Annotated in this window: 19 protein-coding genes and 2 pseudogenes; 5 read left to right on the top strand and 16 right to left on the bottom strand. The window is 55.9% G+C overall.

The features are described 5' to 3' along the window. Positions 1–196 precede the first annotated feature (196 nt). The 5 genes and pseudogenes from CPH65_RS08605 to CPH65_RS24500 form a co-directional block, all read right to left on the bottom strand. Positions 197–1,263 (bottom strand): IS630 family transposase gene (locus tag CPH65_RS08605; protein ID WP_096171592.1). Its coding sequence is split into 2 segments (ribosomal slippage): positions 197–759 and positions 759–1,263, totalling 1,068 coding nucleotides; the frame shifts between segments, so codons are not numbered across the junction. A 506-nt stretch (positions 1,264–1,769) separates the two neighbouring features. Next, a pseudogene (locus tag CPH65_RS24995) lies at positions 1,770–2,252 on the bottom strand (IS110 family transposase); the annotation flags it as partial. Then, positions 2,186–2,590: a transposase gene (locus CPH65_RS24990; RefSeq protein ID WP_157747575.1), complete on the bottom strand. Its 405-nt coding sequence runs from the start codon at positions 2,588–2,590 to the stop codon at positions 2,186–2,188. The gene CPH65_RS24990 and the pseudogene CPH65_RS24995, both read right to left, overlap by 67 nt. 79 nt (positions 2,591–2,669) lie before the next feature. Continuing rightward, on the bottom strand, positions 2,670–3,881 hold the full coding sequence (locus CPH65_RS08590) for an IS256 family transposase (RefSeq protein ID WP_096173112.1): 1,212 nt from the start codon (positions 3,879–3,881) through the stop codon (positions 2,670–2,672). A 55-nt stretch (positions 3,882–3,936) separates the two neighbouring features. Continuing rightward, a pseudogene (locus CPH65_RS24500) lies at positions 3,937–4,101 on the bottom strand (IS110 family transposase); the annotation flags it as partial. Positions 4,102–4,426: 325 nt separating this feature from the next. On the opposite strand from CPH65_RS24500, the gene CPH65_RS08580 reads away from it, so the two are divergent. The 3 genes from CPH65_RS08580 to ychF all read left to right on the top strand — a co-directional run bounded on the left by CPH65_RS08580 (position 4,427) and on the right by ychF (position 6,974). Next, positions 4,427–5,050 carry a 50S ribosomal protein L25/general stress protein Ctc gene (locus tag CPH65_RS08580; RefSeq protein ID WP_096173111.1) on the top strand — a complete coding sequence of 208 codons (624 nt, stop codon included), beginning with the start codon at positions 4,427–4,429 and terminating at the stop codon, positions 5,048–5,050. A gap of 68 nt (positions 5,051–5,118) precedes the next feature. Then, positions 5,119–5,871, top strand: coding sequence for an aminoacyl-tRNA hydrolase (gene pth, locus CPH65_RS08575; RefSeq protein ID WP_096173110.1), 753 nt, complete (start codon positions 5,119–5,121; stop codon positions 5,869–5,871). Positions 5,872–5,873: 2 nt separating this feature from the next. Next, positions 5,874–6,974, top strand: a complete 1,101-nt coding sequence (gene ychF, locus CPH65_RS08570) for a redox-regulated ATPase YchF (protein WP_096173109.1) — start codon at positions 5,874–5,876, stop codon at positions 6,972–6,974. Positions 6,975–7,087: 113 nt separating this feature from the next. Here ychF and CPH65_RS08565 read toward each other — a convergent pair whose 3' ends face one another. The 6 genes from CPH65_RS08565 to CPH65_RS08540 form a co-directional block, all read right to left on the bottom strand. Then, the gene (locus CPH65_RS08565) at positions 7,088–7,630 is read right to left on the bottom strand and encodes an adenine phosphoribosyltransferase (protein ID WP_096173108.1); all 543 of its coding nucleotides are present in this window, start codon (positions 7,628–7,630) and stop codon (positions 7,088–7,090) included. A gap of 12 nt (positions 7,631–7,642) precedes the next feature. Beyond that, positions 7,643–8,512, bottom strand: coding sequence for an S-methyl-5'-thioadenosine phosphorylase (locus CPH65_RS08560; protein ID WP_096173107.1), 870 nt, complete (start codon positions 8,510–8,512; stop codon positions 7,643–7,645). 279 nt (positions 8,513–8,791) lie between these two features. After that, complete coding sequence (locus tag CPH65_RS08555; protein ID WP_096173106.1) at positions 8,792–9,670, bottom strand: cytochrome c1; 879 nt, start codon at positions 9,668–9,670, stop codon at positions 8,792–8,794. A gap of 21 nt (positions 9,671–9,691) precedes the next feature. Then, entirely contained in the window at positions 9,692–10,945 is a 1,254-nt protein-coding gene (locus tag CPH65_RS08550) for a cytochrome b/b6 (protein WP_096173105.1), read from the bottom strand. Positions 10,946–10,975: 30 nt separating this feature from the next. Further along, entirely contained in the window at positions 10,976–11,500 is a 525-nt protein-coding gene (gene petA / locus CPH65_RS08545; protein ID WP_096173104.1) for a ubiquinol-cytochrome c reductase iron-sulfur subunit, read from the bottom strand. 374 nt (positions 11,501–11,874) lie between these two features. Continuing rightward, positions 11,875–13,701: an ABC transporter ATP-binding protein gene (locus CPH65_RS08540; RefSeq protein ID WP_096173103.1), complete on the bottom strand. Its 1,827-nt coding sequence runs from the start codon at positions 13,699–13,701 to the stop codon at positions 11,875–11,877. A gap of 330 nt (positions 13,702–14,031) precedes the next feature. Between CPH65_RS08540 and CPH65_RS08535 the strand changes: the two genes are divergently transcribed. Continuing rightward, positions 14,032–14,499: a tRNA (cytidine(34)-2'-O)-methyltransferase gene (locus tag CPH65_RS08535; RefSeq protein ID WP_096173102.1), complete on the top strand. Its 468-nt coding sequence runs from the start codon at positions 14,032–14,034 to the stop codon at positions 14,497–14,499. Further along, positions 14,496–15,413, top strand: coding sequence for an oxygen-dependent coproporphyrinogen oxidase (gene hemF / locus CPH65_RS08530; protein WP_096173101.1), 918 nt, complete (start codon positions 14,496–14,498; stop codon positions 15,411–15,413). The genes CPH65_RS08535 and hemF overlap by 4 nt, the downstream gene beginning before the upstream one ends. 9 nt (positions 15,414–15,422) lie before the next feature. Here the strand turns inward: hemF and CPH65_RS08525 are convergent, their stop codons facing one another. From CPH65_RS08525 to CPH65_RS08505, 5 genes are all read right to left on the bottom strand, one after another. Continuing rightward, the gene (locus tag CPH65_RS08525) at positions 15,423–16,670 is read right to left on the bottom strand and encodes a CCA tRNA nucleotidyltransferase (RefSeq protein ID WP_096173100.1); all 1,248 of its coding nucleotides are present in this window, start codon (positions 16,668–16,670) and stop codon (positions 15,423–15,425) included. Continuing rightward, on the bottom strand, positions 16,667–16,933 hold the full coding sequence (locus tag CPH65_RS08520) for a DUF6111 family protein (RefSeq protein WP_096173099.1): 267 nt from the start codon (positions 16,931–16,933) through the stop codon (positions 16,667–16,669). Before CPH65_RS08520 ends, CPH65_RS08525 begins: the two co-directional genes overlap by 4 nt. Continuing rightward, positions 16,930–17,562, bottom strand: coding sequence for a CoA pyrophosphatase (locus CPH65_RS08515; protein WP_096173098.1), 633 nt, complete (start codon positions 17,560–17,562; stop codon positions 16,930–16,932). The genes CPH65_RS08520 and CPH65_RS08515 overlap by 4 nt, the downstream gene beginning before the upstream one ends. Then, a complete protein-coding gene (locus CPH65_RS08510) occupies positions 17,559–18,212 on the bottom strand; it encodes a DUF1285 domain-containing protein (RefSeq protein ID WP_096173097.1) in 654 nt (217 codons plus the stop codon). The genes CPH65_RS08515 and CPH65_RS08510 overlap by 4 nt, the downstream gene beginning before the upstream one ends. A 202-nt stretch (positions 18,213–18,414) precedes the next feature. Beyond that, entirely contained in the window at positions 18,415–18,915 is a 501-nt protein-coding gene (locus CPH65_RS08505) for a GNAT family N-acetyltransferase (RefSeq protein ID WP_096176310.1), read from the bottom strand. Positions 18,916–18,925: the final 10 nt, after the last annotated feature.

The following is an 18,925-nucleotide window of genomic DNA, read 5'->3' as shown; positions in this document are numbered from 1 at the left end:
GCACTGGCTACAGGTCTTATGGATTGCACAATTGCGGCTGCGGTTGAAAAGCGGAATCACGAGCTGAGTAGCCAAAATCCAAAAATCGATCAATCGCCAGGAAGAGAAAATTGCGCGCACATTGGAGTATCTGGACAAAGCACTGAGTTCTTCTGAATTCACCCCACTTTCCACAGCTGACTAATACCAACGGCATTTAATTCTGACCTTCTTGAGCCCATTTTCTCATACCTATTGAATGGATGATGGTTGGGTTGGCGGAGAGGCTCTTCCATGCTTGGCAACCAGCATCAAGAATGGCGGCATAGTCTTCGAAGACCCGATTGGACAGGAAGGTACCGCGCAGATACTGCCAAATATTCTCAACTGGGTTCAGTTCCGGTGATTTGGAAGGCAACAGGAGGATGGTGATATTCTTGGGCACGTTGAGTCTGCTTGTCGTATGCCATCCGGCACGATCCATCAGCACCACGGCATGAGCGCCGCGCGCCACTGTCCTTGAGACTTCTTCGAGGTGCATTTGCATGGCCTGTGTATTTGCAAAAGGCATCATCAATCCCGCGCCAACGCCACGCGCTGGACATATTGCACCGAACAGATAGGCATTTTTATATCGCTGATCGGCTGGCAGACGTGGTCTGGTTCCCTTTTTTGCCCATAGTCGGGCCAGTCCATTCTTCTGACCAAGCCTAGCCTCATCTTGCCACCAAATCTCGATGGGCTTGTTCTTTGGCAAATGGCCTACATGCGCTGCCAACGTTGCGGAGAAGTTTTTTTGAAAGCATCAATGACTTCAGGCTTTTGTTCTGGATGTTGAGGTCGACCAGATATGCGCACATACCCCATGCGGCGCAAAAGATCCCGTACTCCACGTTCCTTGTAGGAGACCCCAAACCGCTCTTGGATCACACGCACCAGATCCTGGCTACGCCAGACAGAGACGCCGTCCTTCTCAGGATCAGGACCGGTTTCAACGATAGCAACAAACTCTTCGAGCTGTTCTGGGCTCAAGCGCATGGGAGCGCCGGTTGCTTTGATGTCGACAAGACCATCGGTGCCTTGCTCATTGAAGCGAAGAACCCAATCTCGCAAAGTCTGGCGGTCCATACCGCCGACTTTGGCGGCATCAGCACGGTTCATGCCGTCATAGACAGCCGCAATGGCCAGTAGGCGGCGGCTCTGTTTGGCATTGCGGCATCCTTTGGCAAGACGGCGCAAACTATCGGCGTCAAAAGCATCGCTAAGAATCAAAGCGGCAGACATGGCAAAATCTCCTTTGCCATGTTGAATCACGCCAGTGCTAAAAATGGAATCCCTAAAGAGTCAGAACTTCACGCCCTTGGTATAAATTTTCTTGGCAAGTGCGTTGGTATATCTTGATTTCATTGTCAATGAAAACTGGATAGGCTCATACCCCATTCTTGCGGAATGGCTTTTTTGAATTCTCTGAGTGCATTTCGTCTTATGAGTTAACTACCCACAAAGCTGATAGAGCACAGGCATACGATGCTCTATCAGCTTTGTCCTGTGTGGATGGCTCTCTATTTGCAAGTCCTATTTGGTGTTTTCCATTGTCAGAAGCAGTCTTGTGTCCGGCCTGTTGACGCGACACAGATGGCCGCTGGCCCTGATGGTTTCCACTAACCAAGTCCCATTCCGCACATCGAACAGCAAGCGTTCAGGACAAAGCACGGGGCGTCTTGGTTTTGGGGCTGACAAAGTTCCATCACTTCATTGGTCTTGCAAACTCATATTCTTGGGTTTTTAAGTCAAGCATTCCTCACTGTGTATGGTTCATTTCGGGTAAGGACAGCCCAGATCATTCGGGCCGTTTTGTTGGCCATAGCAATTGCGGCCAACCTGCTTGGCTTGCGTGACAGGATTTCCGCAAACCATGGATCAAACCTTTCAGGCTCCGACCTGATGGACCGAATACGAGACGTCGTGCCCAAGACCAACAAACGCCGTATGTATTGATCACCCATTTTCGAGATATGGCCCAGGCGTTCTTTTCCGCCACTTGATTTATTGAGCGGGGTCAGCCCTAACCAAGCGGCAAATTCTCTACCATTATTGAACTGTTCGCCATTGCCGATTGTTGCGACAATCGCTGAGGCAGTGATAGGACAGACCCCTGGTATTGTCCGTAGCAGTGCAACGCGTTCCTCACGTTTGGCAATCTGCGTCATATGCCGAGAAAGACGTAAGATCTTCGCATGTAGGAATAGCAATTGATCGCACAAATCGATAACAACCTCTGCAGCTCCTCTGGCAGGTTGGACGGTCCAACATTACCGCAGTCCCTGGCAAATTGTAGCGCATGATAGATACCTTGAGGTAAGACGATACCAAATTCTGCAAGCTGTGCCCGCAGCATATTGATGGTCTGAGTCCGTTGCCTAACGATGAGGTCGCGTGTTCGGTGAACAGCAAGTATCGCTTGTTGTTCCGGCGTCTTCACTTCAACAAATCGCATTGTTGGCCGTGTGACAGCCTCACAAATGGCCGCGGCATCGACAGCATCTGATTTACCACGCTTGACGTATGGCTTGACGTAAACAGGTGGGATCAGTTTGACGTGGTGGCCCAATTTACGAATTTCGCGCGCCCAGTGATGACTGGTTCCGCAGGCTTGGGACTATGCAGAATTTTGTGCCCTGGCGCTTTGATTACGCCATTTGGAAACGATCTTCGAACATTATTGCGAACTGGCTTTTCATTGAGTGCCATTCGCGCACGGAGCGTTTCCATTCCACAGAAGTAGCATTCAGGGCGAGATAAATCAATTTCGCAGCTGCCTCGTCACTGGGGAAATGCCCGCGGGAGCGAACGGCCCGGCGGATTTTCGAGTTCAGTGCTTCAATGGCGTTCGTGGTGTAGATCAGCCTGCGCACCTGGGGCGGATAGTCGAGGAACGGGATCACCTCGTTCCAGGCCCGGCGCCAACTCGGCGCGATTGCCGGGTATTTGGCGGCAAGGTCGCTGTTTTCGAACTCCGCCAGCGCAGTCGCGTCCACAGCGGTGTAGACAGCCTTAAGAACCGCTGCGACGGCCTTGCGATCCTTGTAGCTGGCAAAGCTCATGGAATGGCGCAGCAGATGCACGATACAGGTCTGGACCTGGGTCTGAGGAAAGGCTGCCTCGATGGCCTGGGGGAAGCCCTTCAGACCGTCCACGACGGCGATGAGAATGTCCTGAACGCCACGGTTGCGCAGATCGCTGAGAACTTTAGCCCAGAACTTGGCACCCTCATTGGCCTGGAACCAAAGCCCCAGAACGTCGCGGGTGCCGTCCGGGAGAACAGCCAGGGCCACAAAAACCGCCTTGTTCAGAACCACGCCGTCGGTGCGGATCTTGACCCGGATCGCGTCCATGAACACAATCGGATAACACGGTTCCAGCGGGCGGTTCTGCCAGGCGGTCACTTCCTCCATCACGGCATCGGTGATCGCCGAAATCAGGCTCGGGGACGCCTCTATACCATAGATATCCTCGATATGCCCCTGGATCTCGCGGGTCGTCATCCCGCGCGCGTACATGCTGATGATCTTGGTGTCGAACTCGGGAAAGCGGCGCTGATACTTGGCGATCAGCAGAGGATCAAAGCTGCCGTTGCGGTCACGGGGAATGTCGAGAATGACCTTCCCGCTGTCGGTGGTCACCGTCTTCTGGCTGCGGCCATTGCGACGATTTGGCGCCTGGTTCGCGCCTTCAGGCGGCGCATCGGCGCGTTCTTCGGTCAGATGCTCGTCCAGTTCGGCGCTCAGGGCTCGTTCGGCCAGCGCCTTGGTCAGTTCTTGCAGAATCCCGTCCTCTCCGAACAGATCGCCCGCTTTGCGGCCTTCCATCAGATGATCCAAAAGGGCTTTGTCGATGCTCATACGTGGGTCTCCTCATATTAGAGTTACCACGCCAGGGCACAAAATTCTCCATAGTCCCGCAGGCTTCAATTCCTGCCAAACATGGTGCAAGACCCGCAAAGAAAATGAGAGTTTGGGATCGACGTAAAGTTCGATTGAAGACAATCTCTCCGTTATCAGTGATACCGTGAACCTGAAAAACTTTCTTCGCCAAATCAAGGCCAATTGTTGCAACTTCCATTGGGGGCTCCTCTCACACAGTTTATGACAACTGCAGTATGACGCATTTAAACGCCGATAGTGCAGGAGCCATCCACACCATCCGCAAACCCACCCTCCTAGCCGCGCGCCAGATCACGCCAACGCAATAGCAGCACTCCGTCGCCCTCGTCCAAAGCTCAGCCCCCTTAATCATCGGCGAAAAAGCGCTCATTTCTGCGTCAAACCTGCTTGCCTTCCCCTGCCTGATGGCCTATAAGCCCTCGAAGCTGCCTCTACACCCTTGGAGGAGTTGCAGCAAATGGGCCGAACAATCGGCCTTTTTCTATTATTTAGGAGAATTCCAAATGGCTGACTTTGAATTCAAAGCAGAGCGCCGTGATCGGGTTGGTAAGGGGGCCGCTCGTGCATTGCGCCGCGAGGCCCGCGTTCCTGCCGTAATCTATGGCGACAAAAAAGAACCTGTCTCGATCTCTATTCCTTTTAAGGAAACACAGCTCCAGATCCAGAAGGGCGGCTTTCTGTCCCACGTCATCACCGTTGATGTCGAAGGCGAGAAAATGCGCGTGATCCCGCGTGATTATCAGCTCAATGTTGTGCGCGACTTCCCGATTCACGTCGACTTCCTGCGCGTTTCCCGCAGCACCATGATCACCGTCGGTATTACGGTTGATTTCATCAATGATGAAATCTGCCCGGGTCTGAAACGCGGTGGCGCCCTCAACATCGTTCGTCGCGAAGTTGAAGTGGAATGCCCGGCAACCGAGATCCCAGAATCCTTCGTCGTTGACCTCAAGGACGCTGACATCGGTGACTCGATCCACGTTTCTGCAGTGACCCTGCCCAAAGGCGTGGTTCCGACCATTACCGATCGTGACTTCACCATCGCCACCATCGCAGCACCTGCTGGCTTCAACGAGCCGGAAGAAGGTGAAGAGGGTGAAGAAGTCGAAGCTACCGAAGCTGAATAATCAGCTCTGAGGCCACGGATCCACTTAACGATGGATCGTAACAAGACAGGGGTTCGGGAGGACAATCCATGTATCTGCTCGTCGGACTTGGAAATCCCGGACCCAAATATGCCGCCAATCGCCACAATATCGGCTTCATGGCAATTGATGAGATCGCCCGTCAGCACAATTTCAGCCCATGGCGGCGCAAATTTCAGGGCGAGGTATGTGAAGGCCAGATCGGCCGCCACAAGGCCCTGCTGCTCAAGCCATCCACCTATATGAACGAATCCGGACGCGCCGTGGCCGAAGCCTGCCGCTTCTACAAGATTGCGCCAAAGGACGTCTTCGTCTATCACGACGAACTGGACCTAGCTCCGGGCAAAGTCAAAGCCAAGCTGGGTGGCGGCGTTGCCGGGCACAATGGCCTGCGCTCGACGAGCGCCCATATTGGCAACGAATTCTACCGGGTCCGTCTGGGCATCGGCCATCCAGGGCGCGAGCGTGTGACCCAGTGGGTACTCGGGGACTTTGCCAAGGTTGACCGCGAATGGCTAGAGCCTGAGATGGATGCCATTGCAAAGGCCGCCCCAAGCCTTCTGGAAGGCGACCTGGGACGGTTCATGAGCGACTATAGCCAGATCCTCTCGCCGCCCGCAAACGGCCACAAGAAGACAAAATCCGCCGACAAGCGCGACAGGCCCCCTGAGACGGGATCCGACGCAGCTGGCACCACGAAACAGACCAAGGCCCAACCCGGGCCGGCGGCGCAGGAGCCCGCTCCAAAGAACGCCATGGCCGAAGCGCTGTTGCGACTGGTCACATCGAAAAAGGACAAATAGCAATGGGTTTCAAATGCGGAATCGTCGGACTGCCCAACGTCGGCAAGTCGACCCTGTTCAACGCCCTGACCAAAACCGCGGCGGCACAGGCTGCAAACTATCCCTTCTGCACCATTGAGCCCAACACGGGCGATGTCGCCGTGCCCGATCCGCGCATGGAGGCCATCGCCAAGATTGCAGGCTCGAAGGAAATCATCCCCACGCGCCTGACTTTTGTCGACATCGCCGGCCTCGTCCGGGGTGCCTCCAAGGGCGAAGGTCTTGGCAACCAGTTCCTCGCCAACATTCGCGAAGTGGACGCCATCGTCCATGTCCTGCGCTGTTTCGAGGATGACGACATCACCCATGTCGAAGGCACGATTGATCCGGTAGCAGATGCCGCAACGGTCGAGACCGAGCTGATGATCTCCGACATGGAAAGCCTCGAGCGCCGGGTGGCTGCTCTGCGCAAAAGAGGCCAGACTGGTGACAAGGACGCCAAGGCACAGACCGAACTGATGGACAGTCTGCTGGCCCTGCTGCACGATGGCAAACCCGGCCGTATGCTCGAGATTACCGACGAAGAACACCGCAAGGCCGTCAAGGATCTCAACCTTCTGACAACCAAGCCGGTTCTCTATATCTGCAACGTCGATGAGGACAGCGCGGGCGAAGGCAACAAGTTCTCCGCTGAGGTCGAAAAAATGGCCATCGCGCAGGGCGCCGGAGCCGTGGTGATTTCAGCTGCCATCGAAGCGGAAATCTCCCAGCTCGACCTTGAAGAGCAGAAAGACTTCCTTGAGACCCTGAGCCTTGACGAACCCGGCCTTGATCGCATGATCCGCGCCGGTTACGAGCTGCTGCACCTGATTACCTATTTCACGGCTGGCCCCAAAGAAACCCGCGCCTGGACCGTGACCAAAGGCTCCCGCGCACCGCAGGCCGCAGGCGTCATCCACACCGATTTCGAACGCGGTTTCATCCGCGCCCAGACCATCGCCTACAACGACTATGTGACCCTTGGCGGTGAAACTGCTGCCAAGGAAGCAGGCAAGGCGCGCGACGAAGGCAAGGAATATATCGTTCAGGACGGCGACGTGATGCTCTTCAAGTTCAACACGTAAAGCAGAAACATCACCGTAAGGCACAAAAGAACCCGCCCATGATCAGAGGCGGGTTTTTCTTTGCTCAGGACGGACAGCTCATGAATCAGCCGGGCTTGCACTGAAAAGGCTCCCTAGAGCCCCTCAAACGCCATCAGGCAGTGCACTTTGACGCCCTTGTCGCGCAACAGATTTGCTCCGCCCAGATCCGGAAGGTCGATGACAAAGGCCGAAGCCACGATGTCGCCGCCAACCCGCTCCAAAAGCTCGATCGCGGCAACAGCAGTCCCGCCGGTTGCGATGAGATCGTCAATCAGCAGAACCTTCTCCCCCGGCGCGATGGCGTCCGCATGCAACTCGATGCGGTCCGTTCCATACTCGAGGGCATAATCCTGACCAACCACCTCGCCGGGCAACTTGCCCTGCTTGCGGATCGGCACGAACCCGACCCCGAGCAAGTCGGCGATGGCTCCCCCGAAAATGAAGCCGCGGGCCTCGATACCGGCAACTTTCGAGATCCCCATCTCTTGGAACGGCGCAGCGAGCTCCCGCACTGACTGCCGAAACCCCTCACCATGAGCAATCAGACTTGTAATATCGCGAAAGATGATCCCGGCCTTGGGATAGTCCGGAATGGACCGGATCAGGCTTTTAAGATCGAGAGTTTGACTGTCCATGACAGACCTCCTTTACAGAACGCGGCCAGCAACGGCATCTAGACGGGCGACCAGCTCCGGATCCCGCTTGTCCGGTGCGGTCATGATGGCAAAATCGAGCGCTCGGTCCGACCCGATCGGGCAGGTCACATGCTCAGAAGGCATGATCCGGGCAAGCGTGGAGACGAGACGCTGAGCCTTGTCCGTATTCCCCTTGAGCACCCGGATAACATCCTGAATATCGACACTGCCATGGTCCGGATGCCAGCAATCATAATCCGTCACCATGGCAACGGTGGAATAGCAAATCTCGGCCTCACGGGCCAGTTTCGCCTCGGGCATGTTGGTCATGCCAATGACATCGCAGCCCCAACTGCGATAAAGCTCACTCTCGGCAAGGGATGAAAACTGCGGCCCTTCCATGGCGAGATAGGTACCCCCCTTGTAGAAGGTGAGATCCTCGCGTGTCGCTGCATCCGCCACCATATCCATCAAGGCCGGGCTGACCGGATGCGAAAGCGAAACATGCGCCACGCAGCCGTGCGAGAAAAAGCTCTTGGGGCGGGCAAAGGTGCGATCAATAAACTGGTCCACCAACACAAAGCTGCCCGGCGCATAGTCTTCCCTAAGAGAGCCGCAAGCTGAAATGGAAACGAGATCCGTAACCCCGGCCCGTTTCATGACATCAATGTTGGCACGATAGTTGATATCGGACGGTGCATGGACATGACCGCGTCCATGGCGGGGCAGAAACACCACCTTGCGGCCATTGAGCTCACCAATACGCAGATCGTCGGACGGCTCGCCCCACGGGCTCTTGATCGAAACCCAGTCGCTGTCCTCAAAGCCCGGCAGATCGTAAAGCCCGGATCCGCCGATGATTCCCAAAACCGCCTTCGTCATGTCGTCGTCCTTACAGTCTCTAGACCTCACGTGCCCGCAGTCAGATATCTGCAGCGTGGTCACGCCCTGCCCCGGCCATTCCCTTGTTTCGCAGCGCCAGTGTGCCAAAGGCAAGGCCCGACGGGAAGCAAAATGCCCTTTGCGCACAGCTGAAACAAAAAGGGCACCGTTCAATCCAGCTCTTTCCTTCATCGCGCAATGATACCAACTTGAGGAAAGCGGTGGAGCAATAAAAAAGGGGCTCACGAAGAGCCCCTTTTTGTTGATTTTGACTAGCGATCAGTGATCGACATTCGACCACAGCTTGCGCTTGGTGAAGAACATCAGGCCAGCGAACACCACAAGGAAGATCAGCGCATTAATGCCGACATGCTTGCGCTCTTCCAGCTTGGGCTCTGCAGCCCACATCAGGAAGGCAGAGACATCCTTGGCATATTGCTCGGTGGTCATCTTGGTGCCATCGCTATACTCAACCAACTCATCAAAAAGCGGTGGGGCCATAGCCAGCTTGTTGCCGCTGATGAACGCCGGGTTGTAGTTGAGCGCTCCGATTTCTTCTTCAAGCTCGGCCGGGGTTTCTTCATACCCGGTCAGCAAGGCATAGATGTAATCGGGACCATATTCCTGATAGGTGGTGACCGTGTGCCACACCATGCGGATCATGTCGTTGAGCAGGGTAATCCCCGTATCAGGCCCTATATCGCCAGCGCGTGCTTTGGCAATCAGGCTGAGATCCGGCGGCAGCGCCCCGCCATTCGAAGCTTTTGCTGCTTCATCGTTGGGGAACGGACTCGGGATGCGGTCAAACGGTTTGCCGGGACGCATGAACATCTCGCCGTCGGAATCCGGACCGTCCTGAACTTCATATTCCGCAGCAAGCGCCTTGATCTCGTCTTCGGAGAAGCCCGGTCCACCCTCATCGCCAAGGTTACGGAAGGCGATATATTTGAGGGAATGGCAGCTGGAGCAGACTTCCTTGTAGACCTGAAAGCCGCGCTGAAGCTGTGCCTTGTCGAACTTGCCGAACGGGCCCGAGAAGGTCCAGTCCTGTTTAGTGTAATGGTGACCGCCCTCTGCAGCGAGGGCACCGGCGGATGAAACCGCCAGAGCACAGGCTGCCACGAGCGCGCGAACCGAATTTTTGGTCAACGTAATCATCGGTTTCCCTTTCCTCGCTCGTTAGGCTTTGGCGTCTGCAGGAGCAGACTTGCCATGCTTTGCCAATACGGCTTCGTTGATGGATGCGGGCAACGGCTTCGGCTTCTCGATCTTGCCCAGAAGTGGCAGGATGACAAGGAAGTAGGCGAAGTAATAGACCGTCAGGATCCGGCTTGCGAGGACATATCCGCCTTCTGCAGGCTTGGCACCAAGATAGCCAAGGCCAAGGCAGACGATCACGAAGATCCAGAAGAACTGTTTGCCCAGCGGACGATAGCTCATGGAGCGCACTTTGGAGGTGTCGAGCCATGGCAGCACGAAGAGCACTGCAATCGCACCGAACATCGCCAGAACACCACCGAGCTTGTCGGGAATGGCACGCAGGATCGCATAGAATGGCAGGAAGTACCATTCAGGCACGATGTGCGCCGGGGTTACGAGCGAATCTGCAGGGATATAGTTATCCGGATGCCCCATGAAGTTCGGCACCATGAACATCATCCATGCAAAAAAGATCAGGAACATCACGATCGCGAACAAGTCCTTGACCGTGTAGTACGGCGTGAACGGAACCATGTCCTGGCTATCTTTCGGCTCGATGCCGGTCGGGTTGTTGTTGCCCACGACGTGGAAGGCCCAGATGTGCAGACCAACAACGGCGGCGAGCATGAACGGCAGCAGATAGTGCAGCGAGAAGAAGCGGTTGAGCGTCGGGTTGTCTACCGAGAAGCCACCCCACAGCAACTGCACAATCGGGTCACCCACGACCGGGAAGGCCGAGAAAAGGTTGGTGATTACCGTTGCACCCCAGAATGACATCTGACCCCAGGGCAAAACATAGCCCATGAAGCCTGTTGCCATCATCAGAAGGAAGATAACAACGCCGAGGATCCAGACCACTTCGCGAGGTTCCTTGTAGGACCCGTAGTAAAGACCGCGGAAGATATGGATGTAGACGGCGATAAAGAACATCGAGGCGCCATTGGCATGCATATAGCGCATCAGCCAGCCCCAGTTCACGTCGCGCATGATGTGCTCGACGGACGCAAAGGCCATGGAGGTATGCGGCGTATAGTGCATGACCAGCACGATACCGGTGATGATCTGTATAACAAGACAGATCGCCAGTATGCCACCGAAGGTCCAAAAATAATTGAGGTTTTTCGGAACAGGATAAGTGCCGAACGAATTATACGACAGGCTGATAATTGGCAGCCGACGTTCCATCCATTTCACAAACCCGTTCTGCGGCTCGAAAGTCGAATGTCCGCTCATGACTGGTCTCCTTAAGACATTGGCCGGACGTTATCCGATTTTGATCTGAGTATCGGACAGGAATTCGTAAGGCGGCAACTCAAGATTGAGCGGCGCGGGACCTTGGCGAATCCGACCAGCGCTATCGTAGTGCGACCCGTGACACGGACAGAACCAACCGTCATAGTCACCCGACTCGCCCAGCGGCACACAACCCAAGTGGGTGCAGATACCGATCATGACCAACCACTGTTCCTTACCAGACTTGGTACGCTCTTCATCGGTTTGCGGATCCCTCAACGTGGAAATATCAACGGCCTTCGCTTCATCGATTTCCTGTTGAGTACGATACCGGATGAAAATCGGTTTACCGCGCCATTTAACGGTCATGCTCTGCCCTTCTTCCAGGGAAGAAATGTCTACCTCGGTAGACGCCAGAGCCAGTGCGCTGGCATCGGGATTCATCTGGTCAATAAATGGCCAAGTAAGCGCAGCTGCGCCCACGGCCCCAAACGCTCCAGTCGCGATGTAAAGAAAATCGCGGCGAGTGTGTTCTGCCTTATCGCTGGTAGCCAAGGCTAGGTCCTCTTCTAACCAGTGTCCAACTCAAGCTCGTCTGCCCCGATAATTGATCTTTTAGCGGATAGTCCAGTCCCCTGACAGCAGGCGAGCCAATTCACCTGCGGCATATATGTTGCAAAGCCGCAGCGCACTTCTTTTTGCATTGATCGGGGGGCTTGTCCAGTGTGAGAGAGACGTCAACGGCGCTTTGAAGCTAAATATGCATGACAAATTCGTCTTATTCCACTTGAATTTGGGACAAAATGCCTCAGATTTTTCCCGCACTGACCGAGTCAGGCGGGAAAAACACTGTCAAATATACTAAGGAATGCCGCGACAATTTGAACGATTATAAATTAGTTCAAGCGCGCCGCCGCGAAGGTCGGCTCTCAGTCAGGGATGAAACCGCCTGACTGTCGGCTCCACAAAGAGGCATAGAGACCACCCTGAGCCAGCAGTTCTTCGTGACTGCCCATCTCGACAATCCGACCCGCATCCATGACGATCAAACGATCCATCGATGCGATGGTTGACAGCCGATGCGCAATCGCCAGCACGGTCTTGCCTTCCATCAGCAGGTTGAGACTGCCTTGAATGGCCGCCTCGACCTCGGAATCCAGCGCTGACGTCGCCTCGTCGAGAACGAGGATCGGAGCGTTTTTCAAAAGCACCCGCGCAATGGCGATCCGCTGACGCTGACCACCGGAAAGCTTGACGCCGCGTTCGCCAACATGCGCATCGAGACCCACGTTGCCTTCGGTGTCGACCAGCCCCTCGATGAAGTCGAGAGCCTGCGCCTTGCGGGCCGCTTCGATTGCTTCCTCTTCGGTCGCGCCTTCCTTGCCGTAGACGATATTCTCGAAAACCGTCCGATGCAGAAGCGACGTGTCCTGCGTGACCACGCCGACTTGAGCCCTGAGGCTGTCCTGCTGAATATCGGCCACCCGCTGACCATCAATGCGGATTTCACCGGCATTGAGATCGTAGAATCGCAACAGAAGATTGATCATCGTCGACTTACCCGCACCGGACCGCCCGACAAGGCCGATCTTCTCGCCAGGCCTGATCGTCAGATCAAGACCATCGATGACGGGTTCTTCCTTGCCATAGTCAAAGCGCACCTTGTCGAACTCGATGCTCCCCTTGGTGACCTCAAGCGGCACAGCATTGGGCTTGTCCAGCACCACACGCGGTTGGGAAATCGTGGCAATCCCGTCCTGAACCGTGCCGATATTCTCGAACACACCACCGACTTCCCACAGAATCCACTCGGACATGCCTCTCAGGCGCATCACCAGACCGGTGGCAATTGCCACATCGCCGGGCGTCACCTGACCGTGGTACCAGTAAGAAATCGCCACAACGACTGTCGCGACCAGCAACACCTGGTTGATCGCCTTGAGCGCAATCTCAAGAACCGTAACAAGTCGCATCTGCCGATACACCGCCTGCATGAAGCCAACCATTGACGCCTTGGCATAGTCATCCTCGCGCGAAGCATGGGAGAATAGCTTGACCACGGAAATATTCGAATAGGCGTCGACCACCTTGCCCATCATGTCAGAGCGGGCATTGGCCTGTATTTTCGAAATCTTCCTCAGGCGCGGCACGAACACGAACATCACGCCGATATAAAGAACGATCCAGATGAACAGGGGCACAGCCATCTGCCATCGTGTCTGACCGATCATGTAGAGCGCCGAAACAAAGTAAACCAGCACAAATACCAGCACATCAGCGAGGCGTGTGATCACCTCTCGCACCGCAAGCGCGGTTTGCATCAGCTTTTGCGCGACGCGACCGGCGAACTCATCCTGATAGAAGGTCATCGACTGCCTGAGCAGATAGCGATGCACCCGCCACCGGATCGACATGGGATAGTTGCCCATGATGGTCTGATGGAAGATAAATTGCCACACGATCTCAAGCAACGGCATGATGATGAGCACAAGAATGCCCATCCACAAGAGCTCGCCCCCATGCTCGTCAAAGAAGACGGTCCTGTCCGTCGCCGAGAACCAGTTCACCAAATCTCCCACAAAGCCGTAAAGGGTCACTTCGATGACCGCAATCGTTCCGCTCAGAAGTGAAACAATGAGCATGTAGGGAGCAACAGGACGCGTGTAGTACCAGCAAAAGCCCCAGAAGCTCTTGGGCGGCTGGTCTAGATCGTATTTTGCGAAGGGATCAACGAGCTTTTCGAAAAAGGAAAACATCGCCTGGCTCCTTGAAGCATGGTCGAACGGAAAAACGGCATAGGGTTTGTGGGTGGTTTCGCAAAGCCAGCGAACGATAGACAGACGCTTCGCACACTTTGACGGAATGGATAGGGCGGCACCATATCACAAGCGGGCGCAAAAGGTGAACAAACTGCACAGAACTGTCCGGATCGAGCCACCTGTGACAAAAATCACACGAAACGGGGTGCCATCGTCGTTCTCTTGCCCCATACAACTGGCGGTAAATATCCAGACAACCGCCTTCTCATGAGGATTTGACGAAAAGGCCATTGCTTTGCTCGCGCGTTTACGACAAAGCTTGCGCCCATGTCGCACTTCAGTCTTGCTCTATACCAACCGGACATCCCCCAGAACACCGGCACCATCCTGCGCATGGCCGCCTGTATGGGCCTGCATGTCCACATCATCGAGCCTTGCGGCTTTGCCCTCAACGACCGGACCCTGCGCCGTGCCGGGATGGACTATCTCGAACGGGCAAGTTTTACCAAGCACCTGTCCTGGCGGCATTTTCTAGACCAAATCCGAGAAGATCGTCATCGTCTGCTTTTGGCGACCACCAAGGCAGAGCAGACCTTCTATGACATCCAGTATCAAGAGGGCGACATCCTGCTGTTCGGGCGGGAATCAGTCGGCGTCCCAGACGACGTTCACGACACCGCAGACGAGCGCATCACCATCCCCATGCAAGCGGGGGAACGCTCGCTCAATCTCGCCATCTCCACCGCCATGATCACAACCGAAGCCATGCGGCAACTGAGGGCCTTTCCCACATGACCGAGACCATCAACACGACCCTTCCCGAAGGCCTGCCGGACGATATCGAGGGTAAGAAGACCACTGCGACCCAATGGTTTGAATCCCTGCGCGACCAGATCTGCGCGTCCTTTGAATCCATTGAGGACGATATCCAAGGCCCCAACGCCGATCAGCCAGCCGGACGCTTCGAACGCACCCCGTGGGAGCGTACGGATCACACTGGCAACAAGGGCGGCGGCGGTGTCATGTCGATCATGAAGGGGCGGGTCTTTGAGAAGGTCGGGGTTCATGTCTCGAGCGTGCATGGGGAATTCGCCCCCCAGTTTCGCGACCAGATCCCCGGAGCCTCCGATGATCCGCGCTTCTGGGCATCGGGGATTTCGTTGATCGCCCATCTGCACAATCCCCACATTCCGGCGGTGCATATGAACACCCGCATGATCGTCACCACCCGGCAATGGTTCGGCGGCGGGGCCGACCTCACACCGGTGCTTGATGCTCGTCGCACCCAGACAGACCCGGACAGCATCGCCTTTCACGGAGCCATGAAAAAAGCCTGTGACGCCCATCAAGACGCAGACTATGAGGCCTATAAAGCATGGTGTGACCGCTACTTTTATTTGCCCCACCGCGACGAGCCGCGCGGCATTGGCGGCATCTTCTACGACCGCCACAACAGCGGCAACTGGGACGCGGACTTTGCCTTCACGAAAGACGTGGGCCTTGGCTTCCTGAATGTCTATCCGGACATCGTCCGGCGCAACATGGAAACCCCGTGGACCAAGGCGGAGCGGGAGGAACAGCTTATTCGCCGAGGTCGCTACGTGGAATTCAACCTGCTCTACGACAGAGGCACGATCTTTGGGCTCAAAACAGGAGGCAATGTCGCATCGATCCTGTCCTCGATGCCCCCCGAAGTAAAATGGCCTTAGGGAAGATCTTTAGGCGTTGATGATCTCATCTGAGAGCAAGTGAGACCGGGAAAGCGTGAACCCGCTTTCAATCCAGATCGCTTCCAGTTTTTGCAGTCTGGCACCAAGGTCCGGCCCGGGCTTCATGCCCCGGTCGATCAGATCACGCCCGCTCACAGGAAAGTCCGGAATGGCCCAGAGCGCCAGATCATGCAATTGCGTGGACAGCTCGGTCAGATCCGGATCAATGCGTCTTTGTACCAGCGCCAGCAAGATCAGGTTGACCGCAGTCTGCTTTCCGTACCGATAGGCAAGCGTGTGGATCACGTCTTCGGACGGGTCTGCAACAGCGCCGACCTCACGCACCAAACGCAGCATATTGTCGCGGAGCCGGTTTGACAGCCGTAGAGTCCGCGCCACCCGGTGGCATTCTTCTTCAGTCTCCGCAGACAGCACGGTCAACAGAAGATCAATATCCGGTTTGTGAGAGAGCTGCACGGCATAATCCATCAGACGCGAGAAACGCTGGAGCCGCGGCACGGCCCCGAGCACTTCACCCAACATGCCGCCCACATACATGGCTTTTAACGCAGCAAAGGCAAAAGGCCCCTCAACAAGCTTAACCACCTCGCTGCCGACCCGCTCGGCGGAGAGGGTTGAAAGGGTCCTCTGTGCGGCGATACAGGCGTGATAGTCCTCAGCGCGATACTGCTCACCATACTGGGCGTAGAAACGAAAGAACCTTAGAATACGCAGATAGTCCTCGGCAATGCGCCGATCCGCATCGCCAATGAAGCGAACAAAGCGGGCCTTGGCATCTGCGACACCGCAACCGGTGGGATCAAAAAGTTGTCCCTCCTGATCCACATACACAGCATTCATCGTGAAATCGCGACGCTGGGCATCAACAGCCCAATCCCGCCCAAAGGCCACCTCAGCATGGCGACCATCGGTTTCGATATCGGATCGCAAAGTGGTGACTTCGAATGGCGTCTCGTCAATGAGAAGCGTCACCGTGCCATGATCAAGGCCCGTGGGCAGCGCACGCACGCCGGCATCACGTGCCCAATTCATCACGAGGCTCGGTTCGGCCGTCGTGGCACAATCAAAATCCTTGACCGGGATCCCCATCAGGGAATTGCGCACAGCCCCGCCCACAATGCGGACGTCTTCACCATCCCGATTGAGCAGCGCGAACAGTGCCTGAACATCGGACCGCCTCAGCCAAGCAAACGCCGGATCTGTAGCAACGAGACAAGATCGCTCAGGCGCACTCATTCACTGCCCTTGACCTGCCCAGGAACCAGCACGCCGTTTTCATAATGCGTCGGGATATAGGTCCCGCCCACCGGATTGTTGTTGATTTGCGACAGCACGACAAACCCGCCAAGGGACAGAGCAATTCCCGCCATGATGAGCCAATAGCGCGGCGCATCAATGAAGGCCTGTTTGTTCATCTTGCGCGTCAGAAACAGGTATCCCCCGTAAAGCAGGAACGGCAACAGAAATAGGATGAGTTGAGTGACGAAGACTCTGATCATAAACGATAGACCGTTTCATAAAGATTGTGCAGAATTCCAGCGGTGACACCCCAGATATAATAATCATTGTAGGGCATTGCGATATAATGGCGTAATTTTCCTCGCCACTCCGCGCTTTCACGCCGATGATTGGCCGCATTCATCAGAAAACTGAGTGGAACTTCGAAAATCTCGTCCACTTCCTCCGGATTGGCCTGCAATTCGAAGCCCGGCTGAAGGGTCGAGAGTATGGGAAAGATACGATATCCGGTCGAGGATATATAGGGCCGCATTTCACCGAACACGCAGACATAGTCGGATCTGAGGCCAATCTCCTCCCATGCTTCACGCAGTGCTGCCGCCGTGCTCGATACATCCTCATCATCCAGCTTGCCGCCAGGAAAGGCGACCTGTCCGGCGTGGGAGGGAAGATGATGGGTGCGTTGTGTCAGGATCACACTGGCCTCGACATCCGGGCCACGGTCAACAATCGGAATCAGGACGGCGGCATCCCTGAGATCAACCACCTCACCCTCTCGCCATGCCAGATCCTTGATCGGCAGTTGCTGCGCTTCACCGGCAACCCCGCCCGCACTCTGCAAAGCAGCTTCGACGCGCTGCCGAAAAGCCTGAGCCGAAAATTCATTCATATCATGGCTCCAAACCGCTCCACATCTGCCATCGGGCAGATCGCAAAGAAGTCAGATCCGCTCGCAACGCCGAAATGACCCGCGTACTCGCCCTGCCCCTCGTCTGCCAGAGCAACCAGATCAAACATCAGCGCTCGGGTCAGCAGTGCCTCAAGACGCCCGCGCACCAGCACATAGGCCTTCAGCCCGCCAGACGAAGCCTCAACGGCAAACCGCAGCGGATGGTCAGCATCGACGGCCACCACGTCGCCGACATTGGTTCGAAAGGTGAGACCGCCCCTCGCGTCCGGATCACCATCAAACGCCATCTCGACCGCCTGAAACGGCGCGTCATCAACAGTGATGGCAATCTTCTCGACCGGTGTGACGAGATAGGTTTCTCCGTCCTCATCCTTGCGCAGCACCGATGCGAACAGGCGCACGAGTGCCTCGCGCCCTATAGGAGATCCCATATAGTGCCAGCTACCGTCAGCAGCGATCCGCATGTCCAGCGCACCGCAATGGTCCGGATTCCAACGCTCGACAGGGGGGCGGCTCTGGTTCTCTTGTGCCCTTGAGATCAGCGCGGACAGACTTGCCGGCATTCCTTCGAGCCCAGCCCCATCGCGGGAATGCGGATAGGCCTGCGGCGTGTCATTCTGATTGGTCATCACAACTCTACATCTTGAGAGCGGCTCTCTTGGAGCACCGCTCGGTACTGCAGAATTCAAACGCGGATACCGACAATGGAACGCAAGCAAACCGCTTCCGTTCCATATCGGCAGAATTCGAATCCACCGCGACTATAAGAGCGCAAGGGAGCGAAGCAAAGGGGGACAATGATCAAATGGGAACTGGCTCACCATGCCGGGCCTAGACACCTGGCTTGACGAAGCCTTTGCATTGGTCGACCTGATCGACCTTCAGCGGCAGAAGCAACAGCCGCAACGGATCGACCGGGCCCGGCATTTCAATCAAGCCATGCGGCACACGTTCAAACCCGAAACGGGCGTAATAGTCGAAATCCCCAACCAGCAGGATCGAACAATAATCGAGCTTGTGCGCTTCCTCGATGGCCTTTTCCATCAACAAATGCCCAGCGCCCTGATTCTTGAACTGCGGATGGACCGCCAGCGGCCCAAGCAGCAGCGCACGGCATTTGCCAATGGTAATCGGAGACAGGCGGACCGATCCCGCCAGATGCCCGGCACACACAGCCACATAACTAAGAGATCGTTCAGGATCGACAGATTCACGGACCCGGAAGGCTGTCCGGGCAAACCGCCCCGGGCCAAAGGCATCACGGTGCAATTGTTCGATGGCATCATTGTGGAGCGGCAATTCGCGCTCCAGATTGAAATCGGGCCGGCACATGGGAGCTTGT

The sequence above is a fragment of the Cohaesibacter sp. ES.047 genome (assembly GCF_900215505.1).
GTDB lineage: Bacteria > Pseudomonadota > Alphaproteobacteria > Rhizobiales > Cohaesibacteraceae > Cohaesibacter.
Note: the sequence above shows the minus strand (reverse complement) of the source record. Positions and strands in the feature narration are given on the sequence as shown.